The sequence below is a fragment of the Gilliamella sp. X-57 genome (assembly GCF_057063565.1).
In genome coordinates, this window is the sequence record NZ_JBXSQI010000001.1 from 98,278 (window position 1) to 123,358 (window position 25,081).

Annotated in this window: 22 protein-coding genes; 17 read left to right on the top strand and 5 right to left on the bottom strand. The window is 33.7% G+C overall.

The features are described 5' to 3' along the window. The first annotated feature begins 114 nt into the window (after positions 1-114). The 5 genes from ACYIAL_RS00460 to ACYIAL_RS00480 all read left to right on the top strand — a co-directional run bounded on the left by ACYIAL_RS00460 (position 115) and on the right by ACYIAL_RS00480 (position 4,164). Complete coding sequence (locus tag ACYIAL_RS00460) at positions 115-996, top strand: hypothetical protein (protein ID WP_483750660.1); 882 nt, start codon at positions 115-117, stop codon at positions 994-996. A gap of 283 nt (positions 997-1,279) precedes the next feature. Continuing rightward, positions 1,280-1,672: a DUF2750 domain-containing protein gene (locus ACYIAL_RS00465; RefSeq protein WP_085164754.1), complete on the top strand. Its 393-nt coding sequence runs from the start codon at positions 1,280-1,282 to the stop codon at positions 1,670-1,672. Positions 1,673-1,735: 63 nt separating this feature from the next. Continuing rightward, entirely contained in the window at positions 1,736-2,857 is a 1,122-nt protein-coding gene (locus ACYIAL_RS00470; protein WP_483750661.1) for a leucine-rich repeat domain-containing protein, read from the top strand. Between the two features lie 155 nt (positions 2,858-3,012). Further along, positions 3,013-3,372: a hypothetical protein gene (locus ACYIAL_RS00475; RefSeq protein ID WP_483750662.1), complete on the top strand. Its 360-nt coding sequence runs from the start codon at positions 3,013-3,015 to the stop codon at positions 3,370-3,372. Between the two features lie 174 nt (positions 3,373-3,546). Then, the gene (locus tag ACYIAL_RS00480; RefSeq protein WP_483747093.1) at positions 3,547-4,164 is read left to right on the top strand and encodes a hypothetical protein; all 618 of its coding nucleotides are present in this window, start codon (positions 3,547-3,549) and stop codon (positions 4,162-4,164) included. Positions 4,165-4,182: 18 nt separating this feature from the next. Here the strand turns inward: ACYIAL_RS00480 and ACYIAL_RS00485 are convergent, their stop codons facing one another. Further along, on the bottom strand, positions 4,183-4,515 hold the full coding sequence (locus ACYIAL_RS00485) for a hypothetical protein (protein ID WP_483747094.1): 333 nt from the start codon (positions 4,513-4,515) through the stop codon (positions 4,183-4,185). Positions 4,516-5,152: 637 nt separating this feature from the next. On the opposite strand from ACYIAL_RS00485, the gene ACYIAL_RS00490 reads away from it, so the two are divergent. From ACYIAL_RS00490 to ACYIAL_RS00505, 4 genes are all read left to right on the top strand, one after another. Then, positions 5,153-5,467: a hypothetical protein gene (locus ACYIAL_RS00490; protein ID WP_483750663.1), complete on the top strand. Its 315-nt coding sequence runs from the start codon at positions 5,153-5,155 to the stop codon at positions 5,465-5,467. Positions 5,468-5,714: 247 nt separating this feature from the next. Continuing rightward, on the top strand, positions 5,715-6,083 hold the full coding sequence (locus tag ACYIAL_RS00495) for a hypothetical protein (RefSeq protein WP_483750664.1): 369 nt from the start codon (positions 5,715-5,717) through the stop codon (positions 6,081-6,083). Between the two features lie 80 nt (positions 6,084-6,163). Beyond that, the gene (locus tag ACYIAL_RS00500; protein ID WP_483750665.1) at positions 6,164-6,589 is read left to right on the top strand and encodes a hypothetical protein; all 426 of its coding nucleotides are present in this window, start codon (positions 6,164-6,166) and stop codon (positions 6,587-6,589) included. Between the two features lie 112 nt (positions 6,590-6,701). Further along, on the top strand, positions 6,702-9,020 hold the full coding sequence (locus ACYIAL_RS00505) for a zinc/cadmium/mercury/lead-transporting ATPase (RefSeq protein ID WP_483750666.1): 2,319 nt from the start codon (positions 6,702-6,704) through the stop codon (positions 9,018-9,020). A gap of 75 nt (positions 9,021-9,095) precedes the next feature. On the opposite strand, the gene birA is transcribed toward ACYIAL_RS00505, so the two are convergent. Genes birA through murB form a run of 3 tightly spaced genes read right to left on the bottom strand, consistent with a single transcriptional unit; the run spans position 9,096 to position 12,236 of the window. Then, complete coding sequence (gene birA / locus ACYIAL_RS00510) at positions 9,096-10,049, bottom strand: bifunctional biotin--[acetyl-CoA-carboxylase] ligase/biotin operon repressor BirA (protein ID WP_483750667.1); 954 nt, start codon at positions 10,047-10,049, stop codon at positions 9,096-9,098. Continuing rightward, on the bottom strand, positions 10,024-11,166 hold the full coding sequence (locus ACYIAL_RS00515; protein WP_483750668.1) for an MFS transporter: 1,143 nt from the start codon (positions 11,164-11,166) through the stop codon (positions 10,024-10,026). The genes birA and ACYIAL_RS00515 overlap by 26 nt, the downstream gene beginning before the upstream one ends. Positions 11,167-11,225: 59 nt before the next feature. Then, positions 11,226-12,236 (bottom strand): UDP-N-acetylmuramate dehydrogenase, encoded by a 1,011-nt coding sequence (gene murB / locus ACYIAL_RS00520; protein ID WP_483750669.1) that lies wholly within the window; start codon positions 12,234-12,236, stop codon positions 11,226-11,228. Positions 12,237-12,692: 456 nt separating this feature from the next. Between murB and ACYIAL_RS00525 the strand changes: the two genes are divergently transcribed. The 8 genes from ACYIAL_RS00525 (at position 12,693) to ushA (ending at position 23,044) form a co-directional block, all read left to right on the top strand. Beyond that, positions 12,693-13,922, top strand: coding sequence for a phosphopentomutase (locus ACYIAL_RS00525; protein WP_160431065.1), 1,230 nt, complete (start codon positions 12,693-12,695; stop codon positions 13,920-13,922). Between the two features lie 52 nt (positions 13,923-13,974). Then, positions 13,975-14,691, top strand: a complete 717-nt coding sequence (gene deoD / locus ACYIAL_RS00530; RefSeq protein ID WP_483750670.1) for a purine-nucleoside phosphorylase — start codon at positions 13,975-13,977, stop codon at positions 14,689-14,691. A gap of 107 nt (positions 14,692-14,798) precedes the next feature. Then, positions 14,799-16,055 carry a nucleoside permease gene (locus tag ACYIAL_RS00535; RefSeq protein ID WP_483750671.1) on the top strand — a complete coding sequence of 419 codons (1,257 nt, stop codon included), beginning with the start codon at positions 14,799-14,801 and terminating at the stop codon, positions 16,053-16,055. 279 nt (positions 16,056-16,334) lie between these two features. Further along, entirely contained in the window at positions 16,335-17,504 is a 1,170-nt protein-coding gene (add, locus tag ACYIAL_RS00540) for an adenosine deaminase (RefSeq protein ID WP_483750672.1), read from the top strand. Positions 17,505-17,533: 29 nt separating this feature from the next. Beyond that, complete coding sequence (locus ACYIAL_RS00545; RefSeq protein WP_483750673.1) at positions 17,534-19,507, top strand: bifunctional 2',3'-cyclic-nucleotide 2'-phosphodiesterase/3'-nucleotidase; 1,974 nt, start codon at positions 17,534-17,536, stop codon at positions 19,505-19,507. Between the two features lie 33 nt (positions 19,508-19,540). Next, a complete protein-coding gene (locus ACYIAL_RS00550) occupies positions 19,541-19,936 on the top strand; it encodes a cytidine deaminase (protein ID WP_160402586.1) in 396 nt (131 codons plus the stop codon). 94 nt (positions 19,937-20,030) lie between these two features. Next, positions 20,031-21,332 carry a pyrimidine-nucleoside phosphorylase gene (locus ACYIAL_RS00555; RefSeq protein WP_483750674.1) on the top strand — a complete coding sequence of 434 codons (1,302 nt, stop codon included), beginning with the start codon at positions 20,031-20,033 and terminating at the stop codon, positions 21,330-21,332. A 29-nt stretch (positions 21,333-21,361) separates the two neighbouring features. Then, a complete protein-coding gene (ushA, locus tag ACYIAL_RS00560) occupies positions 21,362-23,044 on the top strand; it encodes a bifunctional UDP-sugar hydrolase/5'-nucleotidase UshA (RefSeq protein ID WP_483750675.1) in 1,683 nt (560 codons plus the stop codon). 207 nt (positions 23,045-23,251) lie between these two features. Here the strand turns inward: ushA and ACYIAL_RS00565 are convergent, their stop codons facing one another. Beyond that, positions 23,252-24,874: a hypothetical protein gene (locus ACYIAL_RS00565; protein ID WP_483750676.1), complete on the bottom strand. Its 1,623-nt coding sequence runs from the start codon at positions 24,872-24,874 to the stop codon at positions 23,252-23,254. Positions 24,875-25,081 lie beyond the last annotated feature (207 nt).

Genomic DNA, 25,081 nt, shown 5'->3' on the forward strand with positions numbered 1-25,081 from the left:
GGTCAAAAAAAGATCTTTCCATTTTTAAGCAAAAATCTGTAGTAGTAAAATTTACCGTTGTTAACCGCATTAATGCAGTCTATTTAAAACAGTTTTTATCGCTAAAGAGAAATTATGAAAAAATTTTTAGAATTACTAAATAAACAAGGTATAAAGTACCTCATTGAAGACAATAAGATCACAGTTGATGGTAATTTAAATCTAAGAAATAAAGGAATTAAAGCATTACCTGAAAACTTGTTTGTTAACGGGGATTTGATTTTAACTCATACCAAAATTGAAGCACTGCCTAAAAATTTTTCTGTTAGTGGTGATTTAGATTTAACAAATACAGAAATTAAAAAATTACCTGAAAATATACTTATTGGTGGCTATTTATATTTAACAAATACGGAAATCAAAGCATTACCTAAGAATTTTTCGATTAGTGGTAGTCTAAATTTAGCAAAAACAAAAATAACAGCACTGCCAGAAAACCTATCTGTCCAAGGTGATCTCAATTTAACAGTGACAAACATCAAAATGCTACCCGAAAACTTATCAGTTGGTGGGAGTTTATACTTAGGATTTACAGAAATAGAAGCATTACCAGAACACTTTTCTATTAAAGGTGACTTAGATTTGAAATTTACCAAAATGACTAGGTTACCTGAATACTTATCCGTTGATGGTCACTTAAACATCGAATCGACAGAAATTCAAGAATTACCCGAAACCTTATCTGTTGGTCGTGGCATACATTTGGATATAGATCAAATACAGAATATAGCTTATCGTAAAACTGATGAAGATAAGTCGCAAACTATTTTTGCTTGTTGGGCTAATGGCGCATTTGCAATTCAAGCAATGGACTTTTTTGGTACACTTGCAGATTTTGAAAAAATGGTGGATGAAAACTATTCTGAAGAAAATGCGATACAATATAAAAAAATGGCGAATGAATGTATTAAAGAGCTGACTACAAAGCTTAACAAACCGTCATCGATAGTAAATTAAGATAAGGTAAAAAAACAACCTTCCTTGATTACCCCAATAAGATCGGCAAAATGACTATAATGCCGAATACTACCAAATAATGTGAACTGTCCTCATTTTAGTGGACAGTCATTTTAAATCACTCTTTAATTTAATTTTATTTTAAAATTTAATAGGTTATAAAAAATACGGATATCAATATACTGTATTTCAATACTCTAATTTATACAAATTTTCAACATTGACATGATAATTATTATTACCTATGCTTACCAAACGTAAGCAAAAAATACGAGGACTAATTATGAAAGTATCAGCCAAAGAAATCGAAGCTATGTCAAATAAAGGCAGCAAAGAGAGATACATTTATTCTATAAAAAGAATTGTTGATAACGAAAAAGCTTGGGTTTTGGATTATGATGGTTTTGCCTTGAGTGGCATAAATGGTGACAATAGTGAAGTTCTTATATTATGGCCAGCTCGTGAATATGCTGCAAATTGTGCTATAGATGGTTGGGAGAATTACAAACCAAAAGCATTATCGCTTGATTATATAATGGATGATTTGTTGCCTAAATTATCATCAAAAGGGACTCAAGTCGGTATTTTCTCAGTTCCAGGTCTATCTAATACCCCAGTTGTTGATGCTGAAAGTTTACTGCTTGATTTAGAACACGAATGTAGTAATTATATGTAATTTTATATTAATATCAGAATAAGAATAAAATTATAACAACCTTTATTATTTATGCGAGATATAATGGAAAAGTTTTTGGAGTTATTAAACAAAAAAGGCGTAAAATACTGTATTAACGATAATAAAATCATAGTTAATAATAATTTAAATTTAACAAAAAAAGGAATTTGTGTATTACCCGATAATTTATTGATTAACGGCGATTTGGTTTTAGCTTATACAAAAATTGCAGCACTACCTAAAAATTTTTCTGTTAGTGGTGATTTAGATTTAACAGATTCAGCAATTCAATTATTACCCGACAATTTATCTGTAGGTGGTAGTTTATATTTATCGTTTACACATATCAAAGAACTGCCTAACAATCTATCTATTGGCGGTGATTTATATCTAGGAAATACAGACATTCAATCATTACCAGAAAATTTATCAATTGGTGGCGATTTAGATCTTGTCTTTTCAGAGCTCAAAGAATTACCTGATAACCTATCAGTTGGTGGTAATTTAAATCTAGAAAATACAGAAATTGAAATACTACCAAGAAATTTATCAGTTGGTGGGGATTTATATTTAATCAATAGTCAGATCAACAAATTATCTGAAAACTTATTTGTTGGTGGCGATCTTGATTTAGCCTATACAAATATTCAATCATTACCTGAAGGCTTAACAATCGGTGGTGATTTAGATTTAAGAAATACAAACATCAAACAACTACCCGAAAAATTTTCTGTTAGTGGTTATTTAAATTTAAGAAATACAAAAATCCAAACATTACCAGAACATTTATCTGTAGGCGGGTATTTAAGTCTAGCGAATACAGAAATTCAAGCATTGCCTAAAAATTTATTTGTTGGTGAGCATTTAAATATACAGTCAACCAAAATCACATCATTACCCGAAAACTTATCTGTTGGTCGTGGCATACATTTGGATATAGATCAAATACAGAATATAGCTTATCGTAAAACTGATGAAGATAAGTCGCAAACTATTTTTGCTTGTTGGGCTAATGGAGCATTTGCAATTCAAGCAACGAACTTTTTTGGTACACTTGCAGATTTTGAAAAAATGGTGGATGAAAACTATTCTGAAGAAAATGCGATACAATATAAAAAAATGGCGAATGAATGTATCAAAGAGTTAACTATAAAGCTTAATAAACCGTCGCTGATAGTAAATTAAGATAAGTTAAAAAAGCAAATCTTCTTAATTGACTCAATGCTATCGCCAGATAAAGTAATATTATACCAATCACGTTCTTCTATATGATTAGGTAACAAGCGTTTTAGATATTTACGATAATATTGTTGATTTAAAACAAACTAAGCTGCTAAAAAATGAATATACAACATATAGAAACAGCTGATTGCAATATATTGGATACTAAAATATTTTCTCATGAAATTAAGATATATTTTGCATCAGTTTACCAATTAGAGACAAAACAACGCATAACTAATGTTTGTTTATCGATTTTTAATTGGTCATTTTTTGAAGCAAATGTTTTTATCGTTAATCATTTGAATAATCGCTTTGAACAGAAAACGTTATTCAAACATGAATTAGAGTTTTTTGAATATATTCAGAAAATATCGCTTGAAGAGAATAATTTTATATTACAAGGATACAGTAAAAAATCTGGCAATTGGCTAGAGTATCGTTTCATAGATAGTGATTTTTGCTTGACCATGTTTTAACAAAAATATAGCAGCGTATGTAATAACTATGCAACCGTTTTTGTGGTGCTATAAGCATTGATAAAAAAATAAATTAATTGTCTGACAAAAAGCTTAAGTGATCTATGGAATATAGGCTGTCATTTCTAGTGCCATAACACGTTTATTTGGGTGTCAATGTAAAAGTACATAATCATGAAATCAAAAGATCAGCGCTTCCTATTCTTAATTGAAAATAAAACCGCCCCTTGGGGCGACTGGGGCGATATACTTTGGACAGGGTTAACACCTTGGGATGAAAATAAGCAGTCTATTGCTATCGAACGTACCGGACCTTTTACTCCAAAAGCTTATTTTTCAAGTAATAACTTTATTTTTACAAAAGAAATAAAAGAACTAATCGAAAATTCCTCATTAAAAGGCATTAAATTTTTGTATGAAATAGAAAAAAAGAAAATTATTAATCTTGATTGGACAAAATGGGATGTGAATAAAGATATAACTGATTATTTAGATGATCTATATGAACCAGTGGATTTAATTTTTGATGGCATTAATGATGTAAAATTAAATCAGGATATGCCAGATTATTACTTGTCTAGTATAGAAAGCCAAATTCATTTAAACAAAAATAAACTTATCGATATGCAAAACCCTTCGGAATATATTACTTTTGTTGGCAACGAACTTGATGATTCTGATTTTTTTATGGGAATTGAAATACTAGGCTGTTTTATTAGTGCAAGAGCCAAAAATTGGCTAGAAAAATATTGCCCTAACTGTTTTGACTACTATTTAATTAAATCTGATTAATAGTGGAAATATTCTAACTTAATTGCTTAATCTAACTAAAAGATAATCATATAATTTTTCTGCTAAAAAATTAGCATGCTCACTTTTTACGATTAAATTAAAAAAATAGTATTGGTTATACGAATCTTCAATTATAGGATCGGAAAGCATACAAAATTCGATGTAAGCTAAATATAATTTTTTTATATCATCAGAAATTTCTTCTAAAGAGATATGATAATTGCTTATATCATAAAAAATATTAGTAAATTTATGATTAATAATACTTAACTCTATAAAAGGAGTATGATTTTTCTCACAAAATGCCCAGTGCATAGATTTTGTTTTATCATCTTTATAAATAAATTTCATAATTAATCTTTTATTTTAAAATTTGTGACATGTATCATTATGTCATTTTCCCCTGTTTCACCATATAATGGATTCCAACATCATTAATTTTTGTTCTATCCTCTAAGAGCTTTGGATGTGGTTCACTGATCATATAATTCAACTTGGCTATGGCAAAATAATTTTCGGGTGTTCTATCTAAATAAGTATCATTAATCTCAATAAGATCTTCATAGTATTTGTTTGAAAACCCCAAAATGACTTCTAGCGGCAATGATTTTCCAACACAATCAATACAATAGCCAAAGGTACGTTGCGTTCTTTTGTTATAGCGTGATTAATCGACCAAAACATCCCATTTATGTCTAATCTGGTTATTATTGAATTTGTATTTTAGTTATGCTGAATCATTATCAACTGGTGAAAATAAAATATAATCAATTAACTAAAAATTCAATAGTTAATAACTTTGTGATAATTTTGTGATAAAGTTAAGGTTAAAGTATTTAAAAAACTTTCAAACGAATCAAATATATTCATCATATTAATTCCCAAATTATATTGCACCTGTAACTATCCGCAAAATAATAGAGTAAAAAAACACAAAACTCATCTACAATATCAATAAAATAGGATGATAATTTTTAGGCAAATAGCCATGATCCAAGAAATATTAAATAATCTAAGAAATGGTCCAACTATTTTAACGTTATCTCAGATAATAGATGTAATGAAATATCTTCAAGCATTTAAAGTTGAGGAGATATTAAAAAATGATCAAGGTTTTTTGGAGGTATTAGATATATTAGTTGAATCTTATTCTGATTCAGCGATATTTGAAGTCAATAATGATAATAAATCATTTTTAGAAAATTTTAGTGATTGGTTGCTTAAATTAGGGGAAAAACACTCACTAGGTAACGATCAAGATGATTTAAGCTCTTATGCAGATATGTTTTTGAAAGAAATGTAAAATATTACTACTGAAAACAGCTAAAAGGTATGGAAAGCAAGATTCCAAATTATTATTTCAATAAATAATTTTATAGCTTTAGATAAAAACGTTTTTAATGCCTATTGTAGGCCATATTCAAGTTTAGATGCATAAAAGCGAATATTAAATCTCTGAATCAAGATTATAATTTAGTTGCTAATGCTATATACTTTAAAACTATCAATTGAATAATGACTTTCTTTAAGAAAAGATAAGGATTCATAAAATGAAAAATAAATATCTTACTGAAATTGATGATTATTTATCTGTTCCAACAAATTTCGATTTTTTAAAGTTATTAGATGCAGATCATCAATTGGATCTAAGAGATGAATATATATTTGATGATCAGTGGATGAATACCTTTAATGCATTAAAAAATAAAAGCTTTGATAATGAGGAAATCAAATTGATTAACACATTACGAGAAAAAGCATTTATGCTATCTTTAAAAGCAATTAATGATTTTGAAATATCATCCCGAATCGCTGACGATATTGAGATAATAACCAAGAGCTTTATAGCAGGAGAATATACTAACTGGGCTATTACACACTTATGGTCTGCTTATAAGAATAAAAGATTTCCTGTATAAATTTTATAAAAAAATAGCAGTTAGATAAAATATAGTTCGCCATGGTATATATTTTATGAATAAAAATTTATTCACCATTGATGAAAAAATATCCTATTGCATGGAGATTTAATTCTCAAGATTGCTTGCTATCCTTTGATGAAAAAAAGAGGATTGTTTTCCTTGATACCGAAGAATCGAGTCATTTTTGGGATATGATATTTCCTTTTGAACATTTAATGAACATCAATTCATCATTTTATTCTATTCTAGAAAAAATTAATTTGGATTTTAACTTTCCTAAAGAATCTTCTTTGTTTTTTAAAAATAAATTAACCAACATTTCATCGTTTTTTTTCTTTTGGGAACGAAAAGCGAGTGCTATTGTACCCGTGGAGATTTTTATTAAAGCATGGAGCGATTTTTTTTATCCTAGTGATGAATCAAGTATTCTTTTAATTACCAATAGCAATAAGATGATCTTTTCTTATGAAGAAACATTTTTTTATGCAAATATATTAGATTAATAAAGGATCAAAAGATCTGTCATCCCCCATTACCTCATTATTAAAAATAAAATGATTTTCTTTTTTATTTTTTAGCGTACAATCAAAATCATCCCCAAAACGAGGTAACGTTATGTTATATAATAACAAATCAATGTACCACAAACATCACCGCCATGAATGTTGTCATGATAATTGTCAAAATCTGGCGCATAATCATGCAAATTTCTCTCATGTTGTAAATTGTTATCAAGAATCAACCCAGCGTTGTGGCGGTAGTACCCATAAGACTAACCCCAAAAATGAGTTTGGCGATCCCCCTGATGACCCCGACAGGCAAATCAATCAAACTAAATTAACATGGAAAATAAAAGGCATGGATTGTGCAAACTGTGCGCAACAAATTGAAAATAGTTTAAAGACATTACCCAATATTTGCCAAACCAAGATTATCTTTTCTACCGAAAAATTAGTCGTTTTTGTTCCACAAAAGAATGAAAAAACGATTAAATTGATCGAAGATAAAATCATCGAGTTAGGCTATAAGCCCATTTTTGAATCATCCCCCGAACATTCACATCATCATGAGCATTCCCATCGTTTTGATAATAAAGCATTAATCCCTTTAGCGGTGTTAGGCGCTTTAATTGTTATGAGTTATATCCTTTTGTTATGTAATCAAACCGTTGGCGAATATGCCTTTATGGTGACGGCAATTGTTGGGCTCATTCCTATTTTGAAAGAAGCATTGGTTTTAACGCGCAGTGGTACACCATTTGCGATAGAGTCGTTAATGAGCGTGTCGGCTATTGGTGCTTTATTTATTGGTGCTGCCGAAGAAGCCACCATGGTGATATTTTTATTTATGATTGGTGAAATGTTAGAAGGTGTTGCAACAAGTAAAGCAAAAAAAGGCATTTCCTCGCTTGCTCAGCTCATGCCAGAAGAGACCGTGATAATCATTGACGGTGTACGAAAAACCGTTGCCAGTCATAGTTTAAAACCCCAGGACATTATTGAAATTTCATCTGGAGGGCGGTTGCCTGCTGATGTCATTTTAATGAGTGAGCAAGCCAATATTGATGAAAGCGCATTAACTGGCGAGTCCATTCCTGTTAATTATCTTTCAGGCGACAAAATTATGGCTGGTTCGCTGGTGGTTGATAATACAATTCAACTTAAAGTAGTATCAGAAGTCGGGCAAAATGCGGTTGATCGTATTTTACAGATGATTGAAGATGCCGAAGAGCGCAAAGCGCCTATTGAACGTTTTATTGATAGATTTAGCCGTTACTATACGCCTACAATTGCTTTATTTGCACTATTGGTGATTGTTGTGCCACCTTTGTTGCTTAATGCTGATTGGTATACTTGGTTTTATCGTGGCTTGACGTTGTTATTAATTGGTTGCCCTTGTGCGCTGGTGATTTCAACGCCTGCGGTGATAACATCGGCCTTGTCTAACGCGGCAAAGCAAGGTGTGCTAATTAAAGGTGGAGCAGCATTAGAGCATATTGGTTCGGTTAAACTAGTTGCGTTTGATAAGACTGGTACCTTAACTGAAGGTAAACCACAAGTAACCAATGTGATTGCTCAAGATATTTCCAAAGAACAATTATTAACAATGGTTGCCTCGGTTGAAAGTGGTTCGCATCATCCTATTGGTAAAGCTATTGTTGATTACGCATTACAAAATCAGTTAAGCATTAATCAAGCCGATAATCGTAAAGCAATTGCGGGAATTGGTATTCAAGGCGAGATTGATAATCAGACTTTTTATATTGTTTCGCCAAACAAAGTTGCGACCGTTTCAACGCCTTTAAATGATGAACACACTAAAATCATTGCGGAACTTGAAAGTGCAGGTAAAACCGTGGTGGTTGCGGTAACAAATCAACAACTGATGGGCATTATTGCTCTGCAAGATATATTGCGGTCAGATGCAAAGACTACAATGAATGAACTTAATCAGCTTGGTATTAAATCTTTGATGCTAACAGGCGATAATGCGCGAGCAGCTAAAGCTATTGCCGATCAGTTAGGTATGGATCACCGCGCTGAACTGTTGCCTGCCGATAAGTTGATTGCCATTGAAAAGATCCGTAACACAACGTCAATTGCTATGGTGGGCGATGGTATTAATGATTCACCAGCCATGAAAGCCGCAACTGTGAGTATTGCCATGGGAAGTGGCACAGATGTTGCGCTAGAAGCTGCCGATGCCGCATTAACTAAAAATAGCTTACTCAGTTTGCCTAAGTTAATTCGCTTAACTCGCTTTGCGAGTCGTAATATTAAACAAAATATTACCATTGCATTAGGCATTAAGTTGATCTTTTTGATTACCAGTTTGTTTGGTTTTACTGGACTGTGGCTAGCAGTGTTGGCTGATTCAGGCACGACTGCGATTGTGACCGCTAATGCTCTTAGGGTTTTGAAATTTAAAAAATAAAAGTTAAGAATATGTTTGCTTAATCTATTCCGCTTGTTACAAGCGGAATAGTTTTGTTAAATCATTTTGGGTTTATTATTCATCAATTCTTAATGATATTTCGCCACCAATATGGGCATTAATTTTACCATTTTGTTCTAACAATAAAGCGCCTTGCTCATTAATGCCTTTTGCAATGCCACGAATAGTGTTATCGCCAATTAATAGTTTTACTGGTCGATTGGCAAAATTATCTAGTCTATTCCAATCATGAATAAATGGAGCTAAACCATGTTTTTCAAATTCGATTAATTTACTTTTTAAGACTTTGGCAACTTGCGCCACAAGTAAATTACGATCAACATTACCTAAATTAGCCCATTTTTGGTTAACTATGTTGATATCGGGGTTTGTCATGGTTAGATTGACGCCTACACCAATCACTACATGGGCACAGTCGCCAGTTTTACCGGCGAGCTCAACTAAAATTCCTGCTAACTTTTGGTCGTTAAGATAAAGATCATTTGGCCATTTAACTTTGATATCTTGGCCTGATAATGTGCGCAAGGTATCGGCAAGTACTATCCCGACCACCAAACTTAACCCCATTGCCGCAGCCACGCCTTGATCTAATCGCCAATACATCGAGAAGTATAAATTGCTACCAAAAGGTGAAAACCATTTTCGCCCACGTCTTCCTCTTGCTTTTGATTGAAATTCAGCCACACAGCAATCACCCGATGTTAATTGCCCTATTCGATCTAGCAGATATTGGTTGGTTGAATCAATAATCGGTAATACTTCACACTGACTATTCGACTGGTAATACTGGTCAATTTTAGCTTTATTAAGCAAATTAAGAGGAGAAGCCAAGCAATAGCCTTTACCTTGCACTGACGTTAATGCTATCCCCCACTCACGCAGTTGTTTGATATATTTATTAATACCCGCACGTGTTATGCCGAAAATGGTTGCCAATTCTTCGCCTGAATGGAACTGTCCATCGGCCAATATTTCAATTAATTTAAGTGGATTTTTGTGGCTGCGCATCCGTTCCTCTTTTTTTAACTAATAAGATAACGAAGTATAACGAAATTATAGCAAAACTAACAAATAAATAGGTATTACTCGTTTTATCCATGATGAATGCTATCACCGCAGGAGCAACTAAGCTACCTAAAGTGTTAGTTAATAGCATTGCTTGGTTCATAGCCACAATATTTTGCTTTTTAACACATGAGCAAGCCCAAGCCATCGATATGGGATAAATGGTGTAAATGGTTGCACCTAATAAGATAATTGCCAGCGCACCAAACCAATTAAATATAAGCATAATACATGCAACCAACATGAGCAGCGATTCAATTAGCAATACAACTTGCCGTCCAAATTTATCGGCACACCAATTGGCAGGCATTTGTGCTGCTACCCCTGATAAAATAAGTAAAATCATCCGATTAGCAACTTGAGTATCGCTATAACCCAAGTGTGAATAATAAACTGGTAACAGTGAATATAACGACCCAATTAACATACCAGCAATAACGCAACCGATTAACCCAAGCCGAGAGGGTTTATTTAATATCATTGGCATAATGTCAAAGCTGCTTTTTTTTCTTTTTGGTAATTTATAATGTGTGCGCAAAATAAATAAAATCGCAAGCCCCATTAATAACATAATAACCAATCCAAAATACAAGACATCTTGTGGAAAATACTGTAACAATGCTTGCCCTAAAACCGTACCTAAATAATAAGTGGTTAAATAAACTGCAAGCATTTTTCCACGTGTATGCACTGGGCCTGTGAGTAATATGCAACTTTCAATCACCACCCAAGTGACAGCGCAAGCAATGCCAATAAAAAAGCGCCACATGATCCAACTATAAAAATTCATTGAAAAACTTAAGCCAACAGTTGCAATAGCAAAAATAATGCAACTATAGGTATAAGTGTGCCGAGCATTAAATTTACTAATAAACCAATTGGCAAAAATAGTACCAATCAAGTTGCCAGTAAAATAGCTTGATCCCACAAGACCAATTTGCCCAAGCGAAAACTCATTACGCACTAGCCACAATGGTACTTGCGTATTGAGAGCTGACAACGAGATAGTCACAAAGAGTAAACTCGTTAATAAAATAGGAAATGAATACGAATGTTTCATAATGTTATCGCATATAATTTATGGGTTATAATTTGCGGGCAGTTATAATTTGGCGTTAATTATAAATAACTGTCAGCATCAATTTCGCCCGAGTTGCCGATAAATCGGATTTCTGGCGATAAACTCACCAAGAATTTTTGTAATACACATTTTTTTATATAACGAGCTAATTCAACTACATCTTGTGCAGTTGCTTGTTTTTTGTTGACTAACACTAACGCTTGTTGTTGATGCACGGCAGCTCCGCCTATTTGATAGCCTTTTAGACCACACTGATCGATAAGCCAACCTGCGGCCAATTTTGTTTGATGATTGGCTTGTGGATATATTGGCATATTCGGATAAATTTCAAGTAGCTTATCTGCCTCAATTTTATCGACCACGGGATTTTTAAAAAAGCTCCCTCCATTGCCAAGAACTTTTGGATCGGGCAATTTACTACGGCGAATTTCGCACACTTTATCAAAGACCATTTTTGGAGTGACATTTTTTGGATCAAAGTTTCGTAATTCACCATAAGTTAGTACTGATTGCCACTGTTTGGGTAATTTGATACCAACATTGATAACTGCATAACCTTGCAAATATGCTTTTTTAAAGATGCTTTCACGGTATCCATATTGACCATCGGTGACTGTGATGATTTTACCTGTAGCAAGCTCAAGCAGTTCTACATAATCAGCAATGTTTTGAAACTCAACACCGTAAGCACCAATGTTTTGGATGGGCGCAGAACCAACGCACCCCGGAATTAATGCGAGGTTTTCAAGTCCTGATATATCTTGCGCAATAGTTGTTGATACTAAATCATGCCAAATTTCGCCAGCCCCCACTTTTAAATGCCACGCTTGTTCGGTTTCGGTTATGGTAATACCTTTTAGGCGATTAACAATAACAATACCATCAAAGTCACAGGTAAAAAGAGTATTACTGCCTTCACCAATAATTATAATAGGTAAATTTTGAGAGTTATCTTGCCAAACTCGTTGTAATTGTTCGACCGTAGTGATCGTGACAACTTTTTGTGCAAAAACAGTTAGACCAAATGTATTAGGAATTTTTTGTTTCATTAATCACTACCTTTATTTTGTGAAAGTAGACACCCAAGTGTAATTCGATTTTATCTGTTATTGTTATGATTTGGGCTCTATTGCATTTGCTGATTATATTACCACATTGGTTAAGCTTATTTGATTAATTATTTGATCGCGAATAATTTTAAATTTTCTTTAAATTTGCTATTAATCGTGCACTTCATAAAATTAGTCTATTTACTTTTTTTCGACAATAGTGTGACTATTATCAAATTCATCACATTATTTATACAAATATTCGACTAAAGTAACGCTTAAATCTTTTTTGTTTTTTGTTATCGTGTATTATAACTAACCAAGCGATGTTTTTTATAAATTATAGTCTGAATTACTTATTGCTAGCACGAAAAACAACCAATGTTATTTGATTAGCAATTATTGATTATATTGATTGTGCGCAAGTTAAGTTTTGCTTATGAGTTAGAGGAAATTATGAAAAGAGTTTTTATTATGATCCTAGATTCCTTTGGAATCGGCGGCGCTGCAGATGCCAAAAAATTTGGGGATGAAGGTGCTGATACATTGGGTCATATCGCTGAGTTTTGTGCATTAGGTAAAGCGGAACAAGGTCGAAGTGGACCATTAAAATTACCTAATCTAGGAAAATTAGGCTTAATAGAAGCCGCCTATGAGTCAACCGGAGCATATCCTAAAGGCATGATGACAGAAGGCGAAATTATTGGTTCATATGGTTATGCCAGTGAAATTTCATCAGGTAAAGATACACCTTCAGGACATTGGGAAATTGCAGGTGTACCAGTCCTTTTTGACTGGGGCTATTTTACTAATACGACTAACAGCTTTCCTCAAGATCTTTTAGATAAGATTGTTTCTCGCGCAAAACTACCCGGTTATCTTGGTAATTGTCACTCATCAGGCACAATTATTCTTGATGAACTTGGTGAAGAACATATGGCGTCTGGCAAACCTATTTTTTATACTTCTGCTGATTCAGTATTTCAAATTGCCTGTCATGAAGAAACATTTGGCTTAGATAGACTTTATGAAGTTTGCGAAATTGCTCGCGATGAACTAAATAAGGGTAATTATAATATTGGCCGTGTTATTGCAAGACCATTTGTTGGTAAAAAAGCGGGCGAATTTGTGCGTACTGGTAATCGTCACGATCTTGCTGTTGAACCACCAGCGCCAACAATGATTAAAAAGTTGGTTGATGAAAAACAAGGCACAGTGGTGTCCATCGGTAAAATTGCCGATATCTATGCCCAAGTTGGAATTACCAAAAAAGTGAAAGCAACCGGTATTGAAGCTTTATTTGATGCATCACTTGAAGAAATCAAACAAGCAAAAGATAACACTATCGTATTTACTAATTTTGTCGATTTTGACTCTTCATATGGACACCGTCGCGATGTTTCGGGGTATGCTGCTGCGTTAGAATATTTTGATCGTCGCCTACCTGAAATGTTAGCGCTTATGAATCCCGGCGATCTACTTATTATTAGTGCCGATCATGGTTGCGATCCAACTTGGCCTGGCACTGATCATACTCGCGAACATATACCTGTCATTGTTTATGGAAATAGTGTGCCAACTGGATCTTTAGGTCATCGTGAAACCTTTGCCGATATTGGGCAAAGTATTGCCGATTATTTTGGCTTATCACCAATGGATTATGGTAAATCGTTTATAAAAAAATAAGTAATTTAAGTTTAAGTAATATTGATTTAGAAACAAATATCAGGAGAAGTTGATGTCTACCCCGCATATTAATGCCATTGATAATGCTTTTGCAAAAACCGTTTTAATGCCTGGCGATCCGCTACGAGCAAAATTTATTGCAGAAACCTTTTTAGAAAATGCCCAAGAAGTAACTAATGTAAGAGCCATGTTAGGTTTTACGGGTTATTATAAAGGCCAAAAAATTTCAGTTATGGGACATGGAATGGGTATTCCGTCTTGCTCTATTTATACAACCGAACTAATTAAATTTTATAGTGTTGAAAACATTATTCGTATTGGTTCGTGTGGTGCAATTAGCCCTAATGTTAATGTGGGCGATGTTATTGTTGGAATGGGTGCATGTACCGATTCAAAAGTTAACCGCTTACGTTTTAAAGATCATGATTTTGCCGCTATCGCTGATTTTGATTTGACCTGTAATGCCGTCAATGCGGCTAAAAAGTTAGGTGTAAATGTGAAAGTGGGTAATCTTTTTTCTGCCGATCTTTTTTATAGCGTTGAGCCTGATATGTTTGATGTTATGGAAAAATATAATATTTTAGGTGTTGAAATGGAAGCGGCTGGGATTTATGGAGTTGCTGCCGAATATGGCGCTAAAGCACTGGCCATTTGCACGGTTTCGGATCATATTCGAAAAGGCGAAGCAATGTCGGCAGAGCAAAGACAGTTAGGCTTTAAAGAAATGATCACAGTTGCACTAGAATCTGTTTTATTAAATCAAAACTAAAAAAATGGCAGGTAATCTGCCATTTTTTATTTTTATTTATCAAATAATGATTATATTGGTGTTTAGATAATAGATTACACCAAGATCTCATTAATAAGGAATCATAAATGAATATTAAGTATCAGCTTAAAGTTATATTTTTCTTACAATTTTTTATCTGGGGAAGCTGGTTAATTACCTTGGGTTCTTACATGATGCGTAAATTAGATTTTACTGGCATTGAAGTAGGATCAGTATATGGCACAATGGGTATTGCTTCGTTGTTCATGCCTAGTTTGCTTGGTATTGTTGCTGACAGATGGATCCCCGCTAATCGTTTATATGTTCTTTGTCATTTGATAGGTGCTATAACACTGTTTATAGCTGCTTCTGTAACATCCCCTTTCTTGATGATGATTGTAATACTTATTCATTGCTTAGCTTTTATGCCTACTATCGCAATTTCAAATTCAATTTCTTATTCCTGCTTAGAATCACAAGGACTTGATGTTATTACTCAGTTCCCTTGTATCAGAATATTTGGCACCATCGGCTTTATTGTTGCCATGTGGCTTGTGAGCTTTTTACAGTTAGAACTTAGTAGCATGCAACTTTATATAGCTGCTGCATCTTCTTTGTTACTTAGCCTTTATTCTCTCTCATTACCACTGATTCCAACTGCTAAAAATGCTACTGAAGAAAAAAGCATCATTAGTTCATTAGGATTAGATGCTTTCGTTTTATTCAAACAACCTAGAATGGCTATTTTCTTTTTATTTGCGGTTTTATTAGGCGGCATTTTACAAATCACCAATACTTTTGGTAACCCATTTTTGCATGATTTTGAAAAATTTCCAGAATATGCCGATAGTTTAGTAGTTAAGTATCCTTCTGTATTGTTGTCGATTTCTCAAATTTCAGAAGTGGTATTTATTTTATTTGTACCTTTCTTTATGAAACGTTTAGGTATCAAATATGTTATGCTAATTAGTATGTTTGCTTGGGTGGCACGTTTCGGTTTATTTGCTTATGGTGACCCATCTCCTGTCGGTTTTGTACTATTATTTCTTTCAATGATTGTTTATGGTTGTGCCTTCGACTTTTACAATATATCAGGCTCAATGTATGTTGAAAAATCAGTATCTCCAACCATTCGTAATAGTGCTCAAGGATTATTTATGACCATGACTAATGGACTTGGTGCTTATTTAGGTTCAGTAATTAGTGGCTTTGTAGTCGATCATTACACAACTACAAGTGGCATTGATTGGCAAACGGTCTGGCTTGTTTTTGCAAGTTATGCTTTGGTTCTAGCTATTGTGTTTATGTTGATTTTTAAAAACGAGAATCCAAATCCACAAGCAACTGCGACCATCAATAAATAATTCATTGAGTGGTTGTTCATTCCAACCACTTAATCAATATGCAGGCAACAATATAAGTTGTTGCCTTTTTCTAGCACAAAATTAGCGTAAAAATATGATTTACCAAACAAAAATATAAATAAGTAATGCAAAAGGTATGGCAGAAAGATGTCTTATCAAGGTAAAATACCCTAGCTTATAATTAGCAACAATAAATATGCTATTTTTAGTTTTGATAAGTGTTTTAATGTCATTATTACTAAAAACCATTTAGCTCATTTTAAATAGATTAAACACCTAATGAACAATCAAATAATACCCAAAGTCATATTACATGAGCACATTGAAGGGAGCATTACTCCTATTATGGCTCAAAAGTTAGCTGATAAAAATCAGATCCCCTTTCCTAGTTCTTTATGTTATAAAAAGGGAGAATATGATGAGCAAGAGTATCAAAATGGACGTTATCGATATGATGAAACAAATTTCATAGAATTTATTCAAACTTATGATGCCGTTTCTCACTTTTTAAAAACGCCAGAAGATTATTATTTAATTACATTTGATTTTTTGAGTAGAAATGCCAAACAGGGACTCATCTACTGTGAACTTTTTATCTCTCCTTACCATATCTGTGCAACCGAATTTGATGGCAAGATGACTTGGGATAAAAAACGATTCCAACAAACCTTAACGCAAATGGATAAAGCCATTATTGACGTCCAAAAAAATCATAATATTACCGTTAGGTATCATGTTATCGGCGTTCGACATCTTGGTGCTAAAATTGTCCATGAAACATTGAAATTTATTGAAAATAATCCTCACCATTTTATTACTGGATTCAACATTGCAGGCAATGAAAGAGCAGGTCATTTCGATGATTTTCAAGATTCACATCAATTAGCATCTAAATTAGGCTTACAAAAATCTTATCATGCAGGCGAAATTGAGCCAGCAGAAAGCATCATTCAAGCATTAAAACATGGCGCAACAAGAATTGGGCATGGCATTAAAGCCATTGATGATCAAAATCTAATTAATGAACTGATTAAGAACAACATCACCCTAGAAGTTGCACTCACCAGTAATCGTATTTTGGTTAATGAACTACACGGCGATATCTATCAGCACCCAATAAGACGGCTTTATGACCAAGGCGTTCGCATTACTCTCAATACGGATGATGCAGGAATTTTTGGCACCGATATTGAAAAAGAATATAGCATTGCCCAATCCATATTTGCATTTTCACGCTTAGAATTGCTCGACATAACGCTGTGTGGCATTCAGGCCGCATTTGCCGAAGAATCGGTTAAAAGTCGTTTGATAGAGCATGTTTTTTCATGTTTTACCTCTGATGATAAGCAGGTGATGAAAAAATGCATTAATGATAAGAAATATAATCCAGCAATCATTGAACGATTTTTAAAATATCAAAAGCAGTTGCTAGCCATGTCCGTTAACTAATTTAGTTAGCAGAATAATAGGAGATTCGCATGAAAAAAAATAAACGCATCCTGACCTTTTTACCCCTATTTATTTCCGGTATTGCTAATGCTGCAACGGTTGATTTAAGAATTATAGAAACCACCGATTTACATGGTAATATGATGAACTATGATTATTTTAAAGATCAACCTATAGATACATTTGGATTAGTAAAAACAGCCAATTTAATTCATCAAGCAAGAAGTGAAGTTAAAAATAGCGTTCTTGTGGATAATGGCGATCTGATTCAAGGTAGCCCAATGGCTGATTATGCCGTGCATAAAGGCCTTAATGATGGCGATATTCACCCCGTTTATAAGGCACTCAATACACTTGATTATGTTGTTGGTAATATTGGTAATCATGAATTTAATTTTGGCTTGGAATTTTTACAAAAAAGCCTTGCTGGTGCTAAATTCCCTTATGTTAATGCAAATGTCTATGATGCTAAAACCAATAAGCCGTTCTTTAAGCAATATCTTATTGTCGATACCCCCGTCGTTGATAGAAGCGGCAATAAGCAAACAATAAAAATTGGCTATATTGGCTTTGTGCCACCACAAATTATGCAATGGGACAAACTTAATCTTGATGGTAAAGTTGTGGTTAAAGACATTACCGAAACAGCCAAGCACTTGGTTCCAGAAATGAAAAAGCAAGGCGCTAATATCATTATTGCCATTCCCCATTCGGGTGTTTCTTCTGAACCTTATAAAGCTTTAGCCGAAAATTCGGTTTATTATTTAAGTCAAGTTAAAGGTATTGATGCAATTATGTTTGGCCATGCCCATGGCGTGTTCCCAAGCGAGGAGTTTAAATCATTACCAAATACCGATATCAAAACAGGTAACATTAATCATGTGCCAGCTGTTATGCCCGGACATTGGGGTAGCCATTTGGGCGTGGTGGATTTAGTGCTTGATGGCGATAAATCTAATTGGCAAGTGACGTCAGGCAAATCTGAAGCTAGACCGATTTATGATGTCAAAAATAAAAAAGCACTAGTTGAAGCAGACCCCAAAATTATTGATATTCTAACCGAAGATCACCAAGGTACGCGTGAATTTGTTGGCAAACCAATTGGTAAGGTTTCAACTGATATTACTAGTTATTTGGCCTTGGTTGAAGATAGCTCTGCATTACAAATAATTAGCGATGCGCAGATCGATTACGTTAAGCAATTTATTCAAGGCGATCCTGACCTTGATGGATTACCTGTTTTATCGGCCATTGCACCATTTAAAGCAGGTGGCAGGAAAAACGATCCCAGCGCTTTTGTTGATGTTAAAAAAGGTAATTTGTCATTTAGAAATGCGGCAGATATCTACCTTTATCCGAATATTTTATCTGCTATAAAACTGACAGGTAAAGACGTTAAAGAGTGGTTAGAATGTTCAGCTAGTGTCTATAACCAAATCGATTCCCATTCATCTCAACCACAATATTTGATTAATTGGGACAAATTTAGAACCTATAATTTCGATACCATTGATGGTGTGAATTATCAAATAGATGTCACTAAACCACCGCGTTATGATGCAAATTGTCAGTTAGTTAACCCTTCATCAGAAAGAATTAAGAATCTAACTTATCAACAAAAACCGATTGATCCCAACCAAACATTTTTAATTGCCACCAATAATTATCGTGCTTATAGCGGTATATTTCCGGGAACAGGTGAAAAAAACGTCAAATTTAATTCACCTGATGATTTAAGAGTGATTCTTTCAGCTTATATCACCAACACCACCCAAAAATACGGCGCTGTAGAAGTTACCGTCGACAATAATTGGCGAATTGCCCCAATAATTAGCGATACCAATTTGGATATTCGTTTTGAATCATCACCAACTGATGAAGCTAAAGATTATATTGAAAAACATTCAATATACCCTATTCACTTTATCGAAAAAGATGCCTCAGGTTTTGGGGTTTATCGACTTGATTTACAATCATTGGTTAACACTCAGATCCAAAATTAATTAGTATTATTATGCCCTAAAGGATTTATAAATATGAAAATAGAAAAACTAATTGAGCTTGCTAAAGCAGCACGTTCTAAAGCTTATGTACCTTATTCTAAATTTCAAGTTGGCGCAGTGCTCATTACTGAAGATGATGAAGCAATTTTAGGTTGCAATGTTGAAAATGCCTCTTACGGCTTAACTAACTGCGCAGAACGCACAGCGATTTTTAAAGCGGTATCAGAAGGTAAACGTAAGTTCAAAAAATTGGTGGTAATTGGTGATACGGATGGACCTATTTCACCTTGTGGTGCTTGTCGCCAAGTTATTAGCGAGTTTTGTGCTAAAAATATGCCAGTTATTTTGACCAATATGAACGGTAAAATTCAGGAAACCACTGTTGGAGAATTATTACCTTGGTCTTTTTCACCAAGTGATTTGGACTAATTTAATCTTAATCATTTTCCTAATTAAGCCATTACACTTAGGGTGATTTAACAATTAAAGATTCACCCTATTATCAATATAAGAGAGTATCGTTATGAGATTTGTTGATATTATTGAAAAAAAACGCGACGGAAAAGCGCTATCAACCGAGGAAATACAATTTTTTATTACAAACTACACTGACGGCAAAATTCCCGATTATCAAGTTAGTGCTTTATTAATGGCAATTTACTATCAAGGTATGACATCAAAAGAGTGTGCAGATTTAACCGGCGCAATGATGCATTCAGGCGATACAGTAGATCTTTCTTCAATTAAAGGCATTAAAGTGGATAAGCATTCAACAGGTGGCGTGGGCGATACAACAACATTAGTGCTTGCTCCTTTAGTTGCAGCCTTAGATGTGCCTGTAGCTAAAATGTCAGGACGTGGACTTGGGCACACCGGTGGTACCACCGATAAATTTGAGTCTATTCCAGGATTTAAAATTGAACTAAGTAAACAAGATTTTATTAATCAAGTTAATCATAAAGGCCTTGCCGTGATTGGCCAATCTGGCAATCTAACACCAGCAGATAAAAAGCTATACTCGTTACGGGATGTAACAGGAACAGTTAATTCTATTCCGCTTATTGCAAGCTCAATTATGAGCAAAAAATTAGCCGCTGGCGCTGATGCTATTGTTCTGGATGTCAAAACTGGTGATGGCGCGCTAATGAAAGATATGGCTGACTCCGAAAAATTAGCCCATGAAATGGTGAATATCGGTAACCAAATTGGTCGTAGAACCATGGCAATCATCTCAGATATGTCACAACCACTTGGTTTTGCAATTGGTAATGCGCTAGAAATAAAAGAAGCCATTGATACTTTAAAGGGTCATGGCCCCGCTGATTTAACTGAATTAGTTTTAACATTAGGTAGCCAAATGGTTGTGCTTGCCAATAAAGCCAAAACCTTGGAAGAAGCTAGAGCAAAACTTCAAGAAGTCATTAAAAATGGCAAAGCTATCGAGAAATTCAAAACCTTAATTGAAGCACAAGGTGGTGATAGTTCAATTGTTGATCATCCTGAAAAACTGGCTAGTGCACCTTACCAAATTGCTCTACCGGCTCTTAAATCAGGTTATGTATCAAAAATTATTGCAGATCAAATTGGTATTGCGGCAATGCAACTAGGCGCTGGGCGCGCAACCAAAGAGGATATTATTGATCCAGCAGTTGGAATCGTGTTACATAAAAAAGTGGGCGATCAGGTTGCCGAAGGTGAAACGTTGTTAACCATTCATGCGAGTACAGATAAACTTGATGCGATTAAGCAAAAATTATATGACAATATTATTATTAGTGATTGTGCCAATGAACCGCAACTGATTTATAAAGTGATTACTGAGTAATCATTGGCAATAAGGATTTAGGATGCACCATGTATAACTCAAATTTTTATAAAAAAATATCACTGCTTGTTGTTTGGGGGCTATTTTCAGTTAACGCTATAGCGGCTGATCCAACAATACAATCAACAACACCAAGTTGGGAAAAAAACAAGCCTTATAAATTTACTATTTTACACACTAACGACCACCATGGTCGTTTTTGGCAAAATGATATCGGTGAATATGGTCTTGCTGCACAAAAAACAGTTGTTGATGAAATAAGAAAGGAGGTAGTCACGAAAGGTGGCAAGTTGTTACTTCTATCTGGTGGTGATATTAATACTGGTGTTCCTGAATCTGATGTACTTCAAGCCAAACCAGATTTTTTGGGTATGAATGAAGTTGGATATGATGCAATGGCGGTGGGTAATCATGAATTTGATCACCCTTTAGCCGTTATTCGTGAACAACAAAAATGGGCCCATTTTCCATTTTTATCTGCCAATACTTACTTTAAAGGTACTGATAATCGTGTTTTTGATGCTTACAAAATATTTGATTTAAATGGCATTAAAGTAGCGGTATTTGGATTAACCACAGATGATACAATTTTTTTAGCCTCTCCCAAAAATACTGATGGCGTTGAATTTCGAAAAACATTACCCGAAGCACAAAAAGTTATTGCCCAAATAAAAAAGACAGAAAGTCCAGATATGATTATTGCCGTTACACATATGGGACATTACGAAAATGGTGAACATGGCTCGATGGCACCCGGTGATGTTGAATTAGCCCGAGGCTTGCAAAGTGGCGAATTAGATATGATTGTCGGTGGTCATTCACAAAATCCTGTTTGTATGGCAAGCCCAAATAAACGCATTACCGAATATGTACCGGGTACTCCCTGCGCACCCGATAAACAAAATGGCACATGGATTGTACAAGCCCATGAATGGGGTAAATATGTTGGGCGTGCTGATTTTGTCTTTTTAAATGGCAAAATAACTTTGCAAAATTACCAGTTAATTCCAATCAATTTAAAAAAAGAAATAGATAATGGTGACGGTACAAAACGCCTTGAATATTACACTAAAGAGATCTTACAAGATAAAACATTACTCGAAAATTTAAAACCTTATCAAGAACAAGGTAAACAACAATTACTGGTTAAAAGTGGTGAATTAATCGGTCGCCTTGAAGGTGATCGCAATGTTGTAAGATATCAACAAAGTAATATGGGACAGTTATTACTCAGTGCTTTTGTTGAAAAAACCAAGGCTGACATTGGCATTATGTCTGGTGGCATGATTCGCGATTCATTAATTGAAGGTAATATTACTTATCGCGACATCCTAAAAGTTGAGCCTTTTGGTAATAGTGTTGTTTATTTTGAATTGACTGGTAGCGAATTAATCGATTACCTAAAAATAGCACTCAATAAAAAACAAGGTTCAGGTGGATATCCACACCTGAAAAATATCACCCTAACACGATATGGCGATAACATTAAAGATGTAAAAATTAAAAATGAACCCATTGATTTACAAAAATCATATCGTATTGCTACACTAGATTTTTTAGCAGCTGGTGGTGATAGTTATCCAATAACCAATACTTCACCAACTTATGTAGATACTGGTTATCGAGATGCTGATGTCGTAAAACAATATTTTGAGGAACATTCTCCAATTAACGCATCTGATTATGAACCAACACAATTTATAAACAACTAAATTATTTAAGCCTGCCTGAGCGTAAATATTTATTAGGGATACATTGTTCGAGAATAATCACCCTATTATTCGGTAATCGTAATTAAGCTAACATAGCTGTAGTGCCGTGTTCAAGGTTTATACCCCATTGTTGGCACTACAGTTTTTTGTTGTGTTTAATATTGAATGAGTATTATTTAGTAACTTATCAAAATATCATGAAATTTATTAATAATATTCAATAGTTCGTGTAGTTATCATGTGATCATCACACTCTTTAACTATCCAATCACCTTTTTCATTATGTTTAGAAAATTGACACTCAAGAGTTGCTTTCTTGTTGTTATCAAAATATTTTTTTAATTTGATTAGCTGACCTTGTTTATTATACTCCATAGTATATGTGTAATTCTCGATCACTCTAGAAATCAACTGATTTTTATTATTATATTGAAATGTCATATTATTATCAAAAAATAGTATCTTATCTTCATCATCGTAACCGACATAAACAGAGCGGAGTTTATCTAACTCACCCATTCTTTGAACAAATTTTGTGCTGTAGTCTGTTTGGAAAATATCAAATAAATCGGTTTTATTATAATTATCGGTTGCAAATGGATTAAGATAGTTTTGATCTTGGCTAGGCAAAGACATGGTAAAATCATCATAAAACTTCCAGCTCGTTCGTTCTGTTTCTAAATCGTCAGAAGCGACAATACTACGCTTCATTACATAATTATAACCTTTATTTGTATCAACAAAAGAAGTAACTAACCCACTATCATCGAAATTCATTTCAAAAACAGAGCTACCACCATTATTCAGCAAGTTTTGGTATTGACCCAATAACTTATTTTTTATATTACCTGTTGCCGACTTGATACGATTTTGGGTAAGGGCATGATCAAAAAAGTAATACATTACAACTTGGTTAGTTGAGCGAGCTAAATTTTCTGAAGGATTTGTTTTTGCAAATAATACGGGATCTGATTCTATACCCCAATCATTAATGATTCGATTATATGAAAAAAAATATTTTCTTATTTTTGCTACTTTTTCTTTATCGTAATATGCATAAGTGAAATGTTCCTGATCCCATTTGTTCTCATCTTCACTATAAAAAAATGACTGTCTTACTGAATCATCGTTATCAAAGATAAACTCACCATTGACCAATTTAGCTAACTTAATACTAGACGATATTTGATTTGGAAATTGCCCATCGATGAGTTTAGGGTAACTATAGGCAAAATGCGCACCTTTTTTATTTTCGTCTAACTCTCCAGCATAAAAATATTGTTTAAAAATATCATTATTAACCCAAGAAGGAATTTGTTCAATATTATAAGTGACTGTTGCAAATGAATTTACATTATTGCTAATATCTAAAACAAATAGTTTATCTAAAGTCACTTGTCCAAAACAAAAACTACCTTTTTTAAATTTTGTGTCGCTGTTTAATTTAGCTAATTGATAGGTTGATGTTTGGTTGTTAGCATCTAGTGAACGGTCTAATAAACCTAAGCTCGTAAAAACTTCTAATCGCCGATTTAATTCGTTGTTTATCCACACTTCCGATCGTTCGTTTGCTGGATAACTGAGATCTTTTTTAAGGTAAGGGAATGTTACTTTGCCTAGATAGAAACAAATTGGTTTGTCTTGATCTTCCAGTGTTGCTTTAATTTCTTCCGTTAATTTTACTTTACTTTTATCACATCCTGACAGCATAACCAATAATGTCAGTGGAACAACATTAAAATATTTTTTCATTGTTTTTGATAGTCCTTTTCCTATTACTTTTATTTCTGATAAATCTTTTAAGAAATAATCCATTTTTGATTGTAACATGATTTAGGTAAGGTGATAAGTTTGCTCATTTTTCTTATCTGTTCTAGAACAATATTTGGACAGATTGTTATTGATGATTTTTGCTAAAAAACTAAAATTCATATTGATAATATTCAATATTAAAATAGCTATATATCGGAAAGACTTTAATAAAAAAATAGGGACAATCGTCCCTTAATTTTTAACATGTTGTTTATTTATTTTTTT

Excerpts from the sequence above, each read along its gene's own strand:
- ACYIAL_RS00535 (WP_483750671.1), top strand. The coding sequence starts at position 14,799 with ATGAATATTAAGTATCAGCTTAAAGTTATATTTTTCTTACAATTTTTT.
- ACYIAL_RS00550 (WP_160402586.1), top strand. The coding sequence starts at position 19,541 with ATGAAAATAGAAAAACTAATTGAGCTTGCTAAAGCAGCACGTTCTAAA.
- ACYIAL_RS00505 (WP_483750666.1), top strand. The coding sequence starts at position 6,702 with ATGTTATATAATAACAAATCAATGTACCACAAACATCACCGCCATGAA.
- ushA (WP_483750675.1), top strand. The coding sequence starts at position 21,362 with ATGTATAACTCAAATTTTTATAAAAAAATATCACTGCTTGTTGTTTGG.
- ACYIAL_RS00465 (WP_085164754.1), top strand. The coding sequence starts at position 1,280 with ATGAAAGTATCAGCCAAAGAAATCGAAGCTATGTCAAATAAAGGCAGC.
- ACYIAL_RS00475 (WP_483750662.1), top strand. The coding sequence starts at position 3,013 with ATGAATATACAACATATAGAAACAGCTGATTGCAATATATTGGATACT.
- ACYIAL_RS00555 (WP_483750674.1), top strand. The coding sequence starts at position 20,031 with ATGAGATTTGTTGATATTATTGAAAAAAAACGCGACGGAAAAGCGCTA.
- ACYIAL_RS00495 (WP_483750664.1), top strand. The coding sequence starts at position 5,715 with ATGAAAAATAAATATCTTACTGAAATTGATGATTATTTATCTGTTCCA.
- ACYIAL_RS00515 (WP_483750668.1), bottom strand. The coding sequence starts at position 11,166 with ATGAAACATTCGTATTCATTTCCTATTTTATTAACGAGTTTACTCTTT.
- ACYIAL_RS00485 (WP_483747094.1), bottom strand. The coding sequence starts at position 4,515 with ATGAAATTTATTTATAAAGATGATAAAACAAAATCTATGCACTGGGCA.
- ACYIAL_RS00460 (WP_483750660.1), top strand. The coding sequence starts at position 115 with ATGAAAAAATTTTTAGAATTACTAAATAAACAAGGTATAAAGTACCTC.
- birA (WP_483750667.1), bottom strand. The coding sequence starts at position 10,049 with ATGCGCAGCCACAAAAATCCACTTAAATTAATTGAAATATTGGCCGAT.
- ACYIAL_RS00500 (WP_483750665.1), top strand. The coding sequence starts at position 6,164 with ATGAAAAAATATCCTATTGCATGGAGATTTAATTCTCAAGATTGCTTG.
- murB (WP_483750669.1), bottom strand. The coding sequence starts at position 12,236 with ATGAAACAAAAAATTCCTAATACATTTGGTCTAACTGTTTTTGCACAA.
- ACYIAL_RS00565 (WP_483750676.1), bottom strand. The coding sequence starts at position 24,874 with ATGTTACAATCAAAAATGGATTATTTCTTAAAAGATTTATCAGAAATA.
- deoD (WP_483750670.1), top strand. The coding sequence starts at position 13,975 with ATGTCTACCCCGCATATTAATGCCATTGATAATGCTTTTGCAAAAACC.
- add (WP_483750672.1), top strand. The coding sequence starts at position 16,335 with ATGAACAATCAAATAATACCCAAAGTCATATTACATGAGCACATTGAA.
- ACYIAL_RS00480 (WP_483747093.1), top strand. The coding sequence starts at position 3,547 with ATGAAATCAAAAGATCAGCGCTTCCTATTCTTAATTGAAAATAAAACC.
- ACYIAL_RS00470 (WP_483750661.1), top strand. The coding sequence starts at position 1,736 with ATGGAAAAGTTTTTGGAGTTATTAAACAAAAAAGGCGTAAAATACTGT.
- ACYIAL_RS00545 (WP_483750673.1), top strand. The coding sequence starts at position 17,534 with ATGAAAAAAAATAAACGCATCCTGACCTTTTTACCCCTATTTATTTCC.
- ACYIAL_RS00490 (WP_483750663.1), top strand. The coding sequence starts at position 5,153 with ATGATCCAAGAAATATTAAATAATCTAAGAAATGGTCCAACTATTTTA.
- ACYIAL_RS00525 (WP_160431065.1), top strand. The coding sequence starts at position 12,693 with ATGAAAAGAGTTTTTATTATGATCCTAGATTCCTTTGGAATCGGCGGC.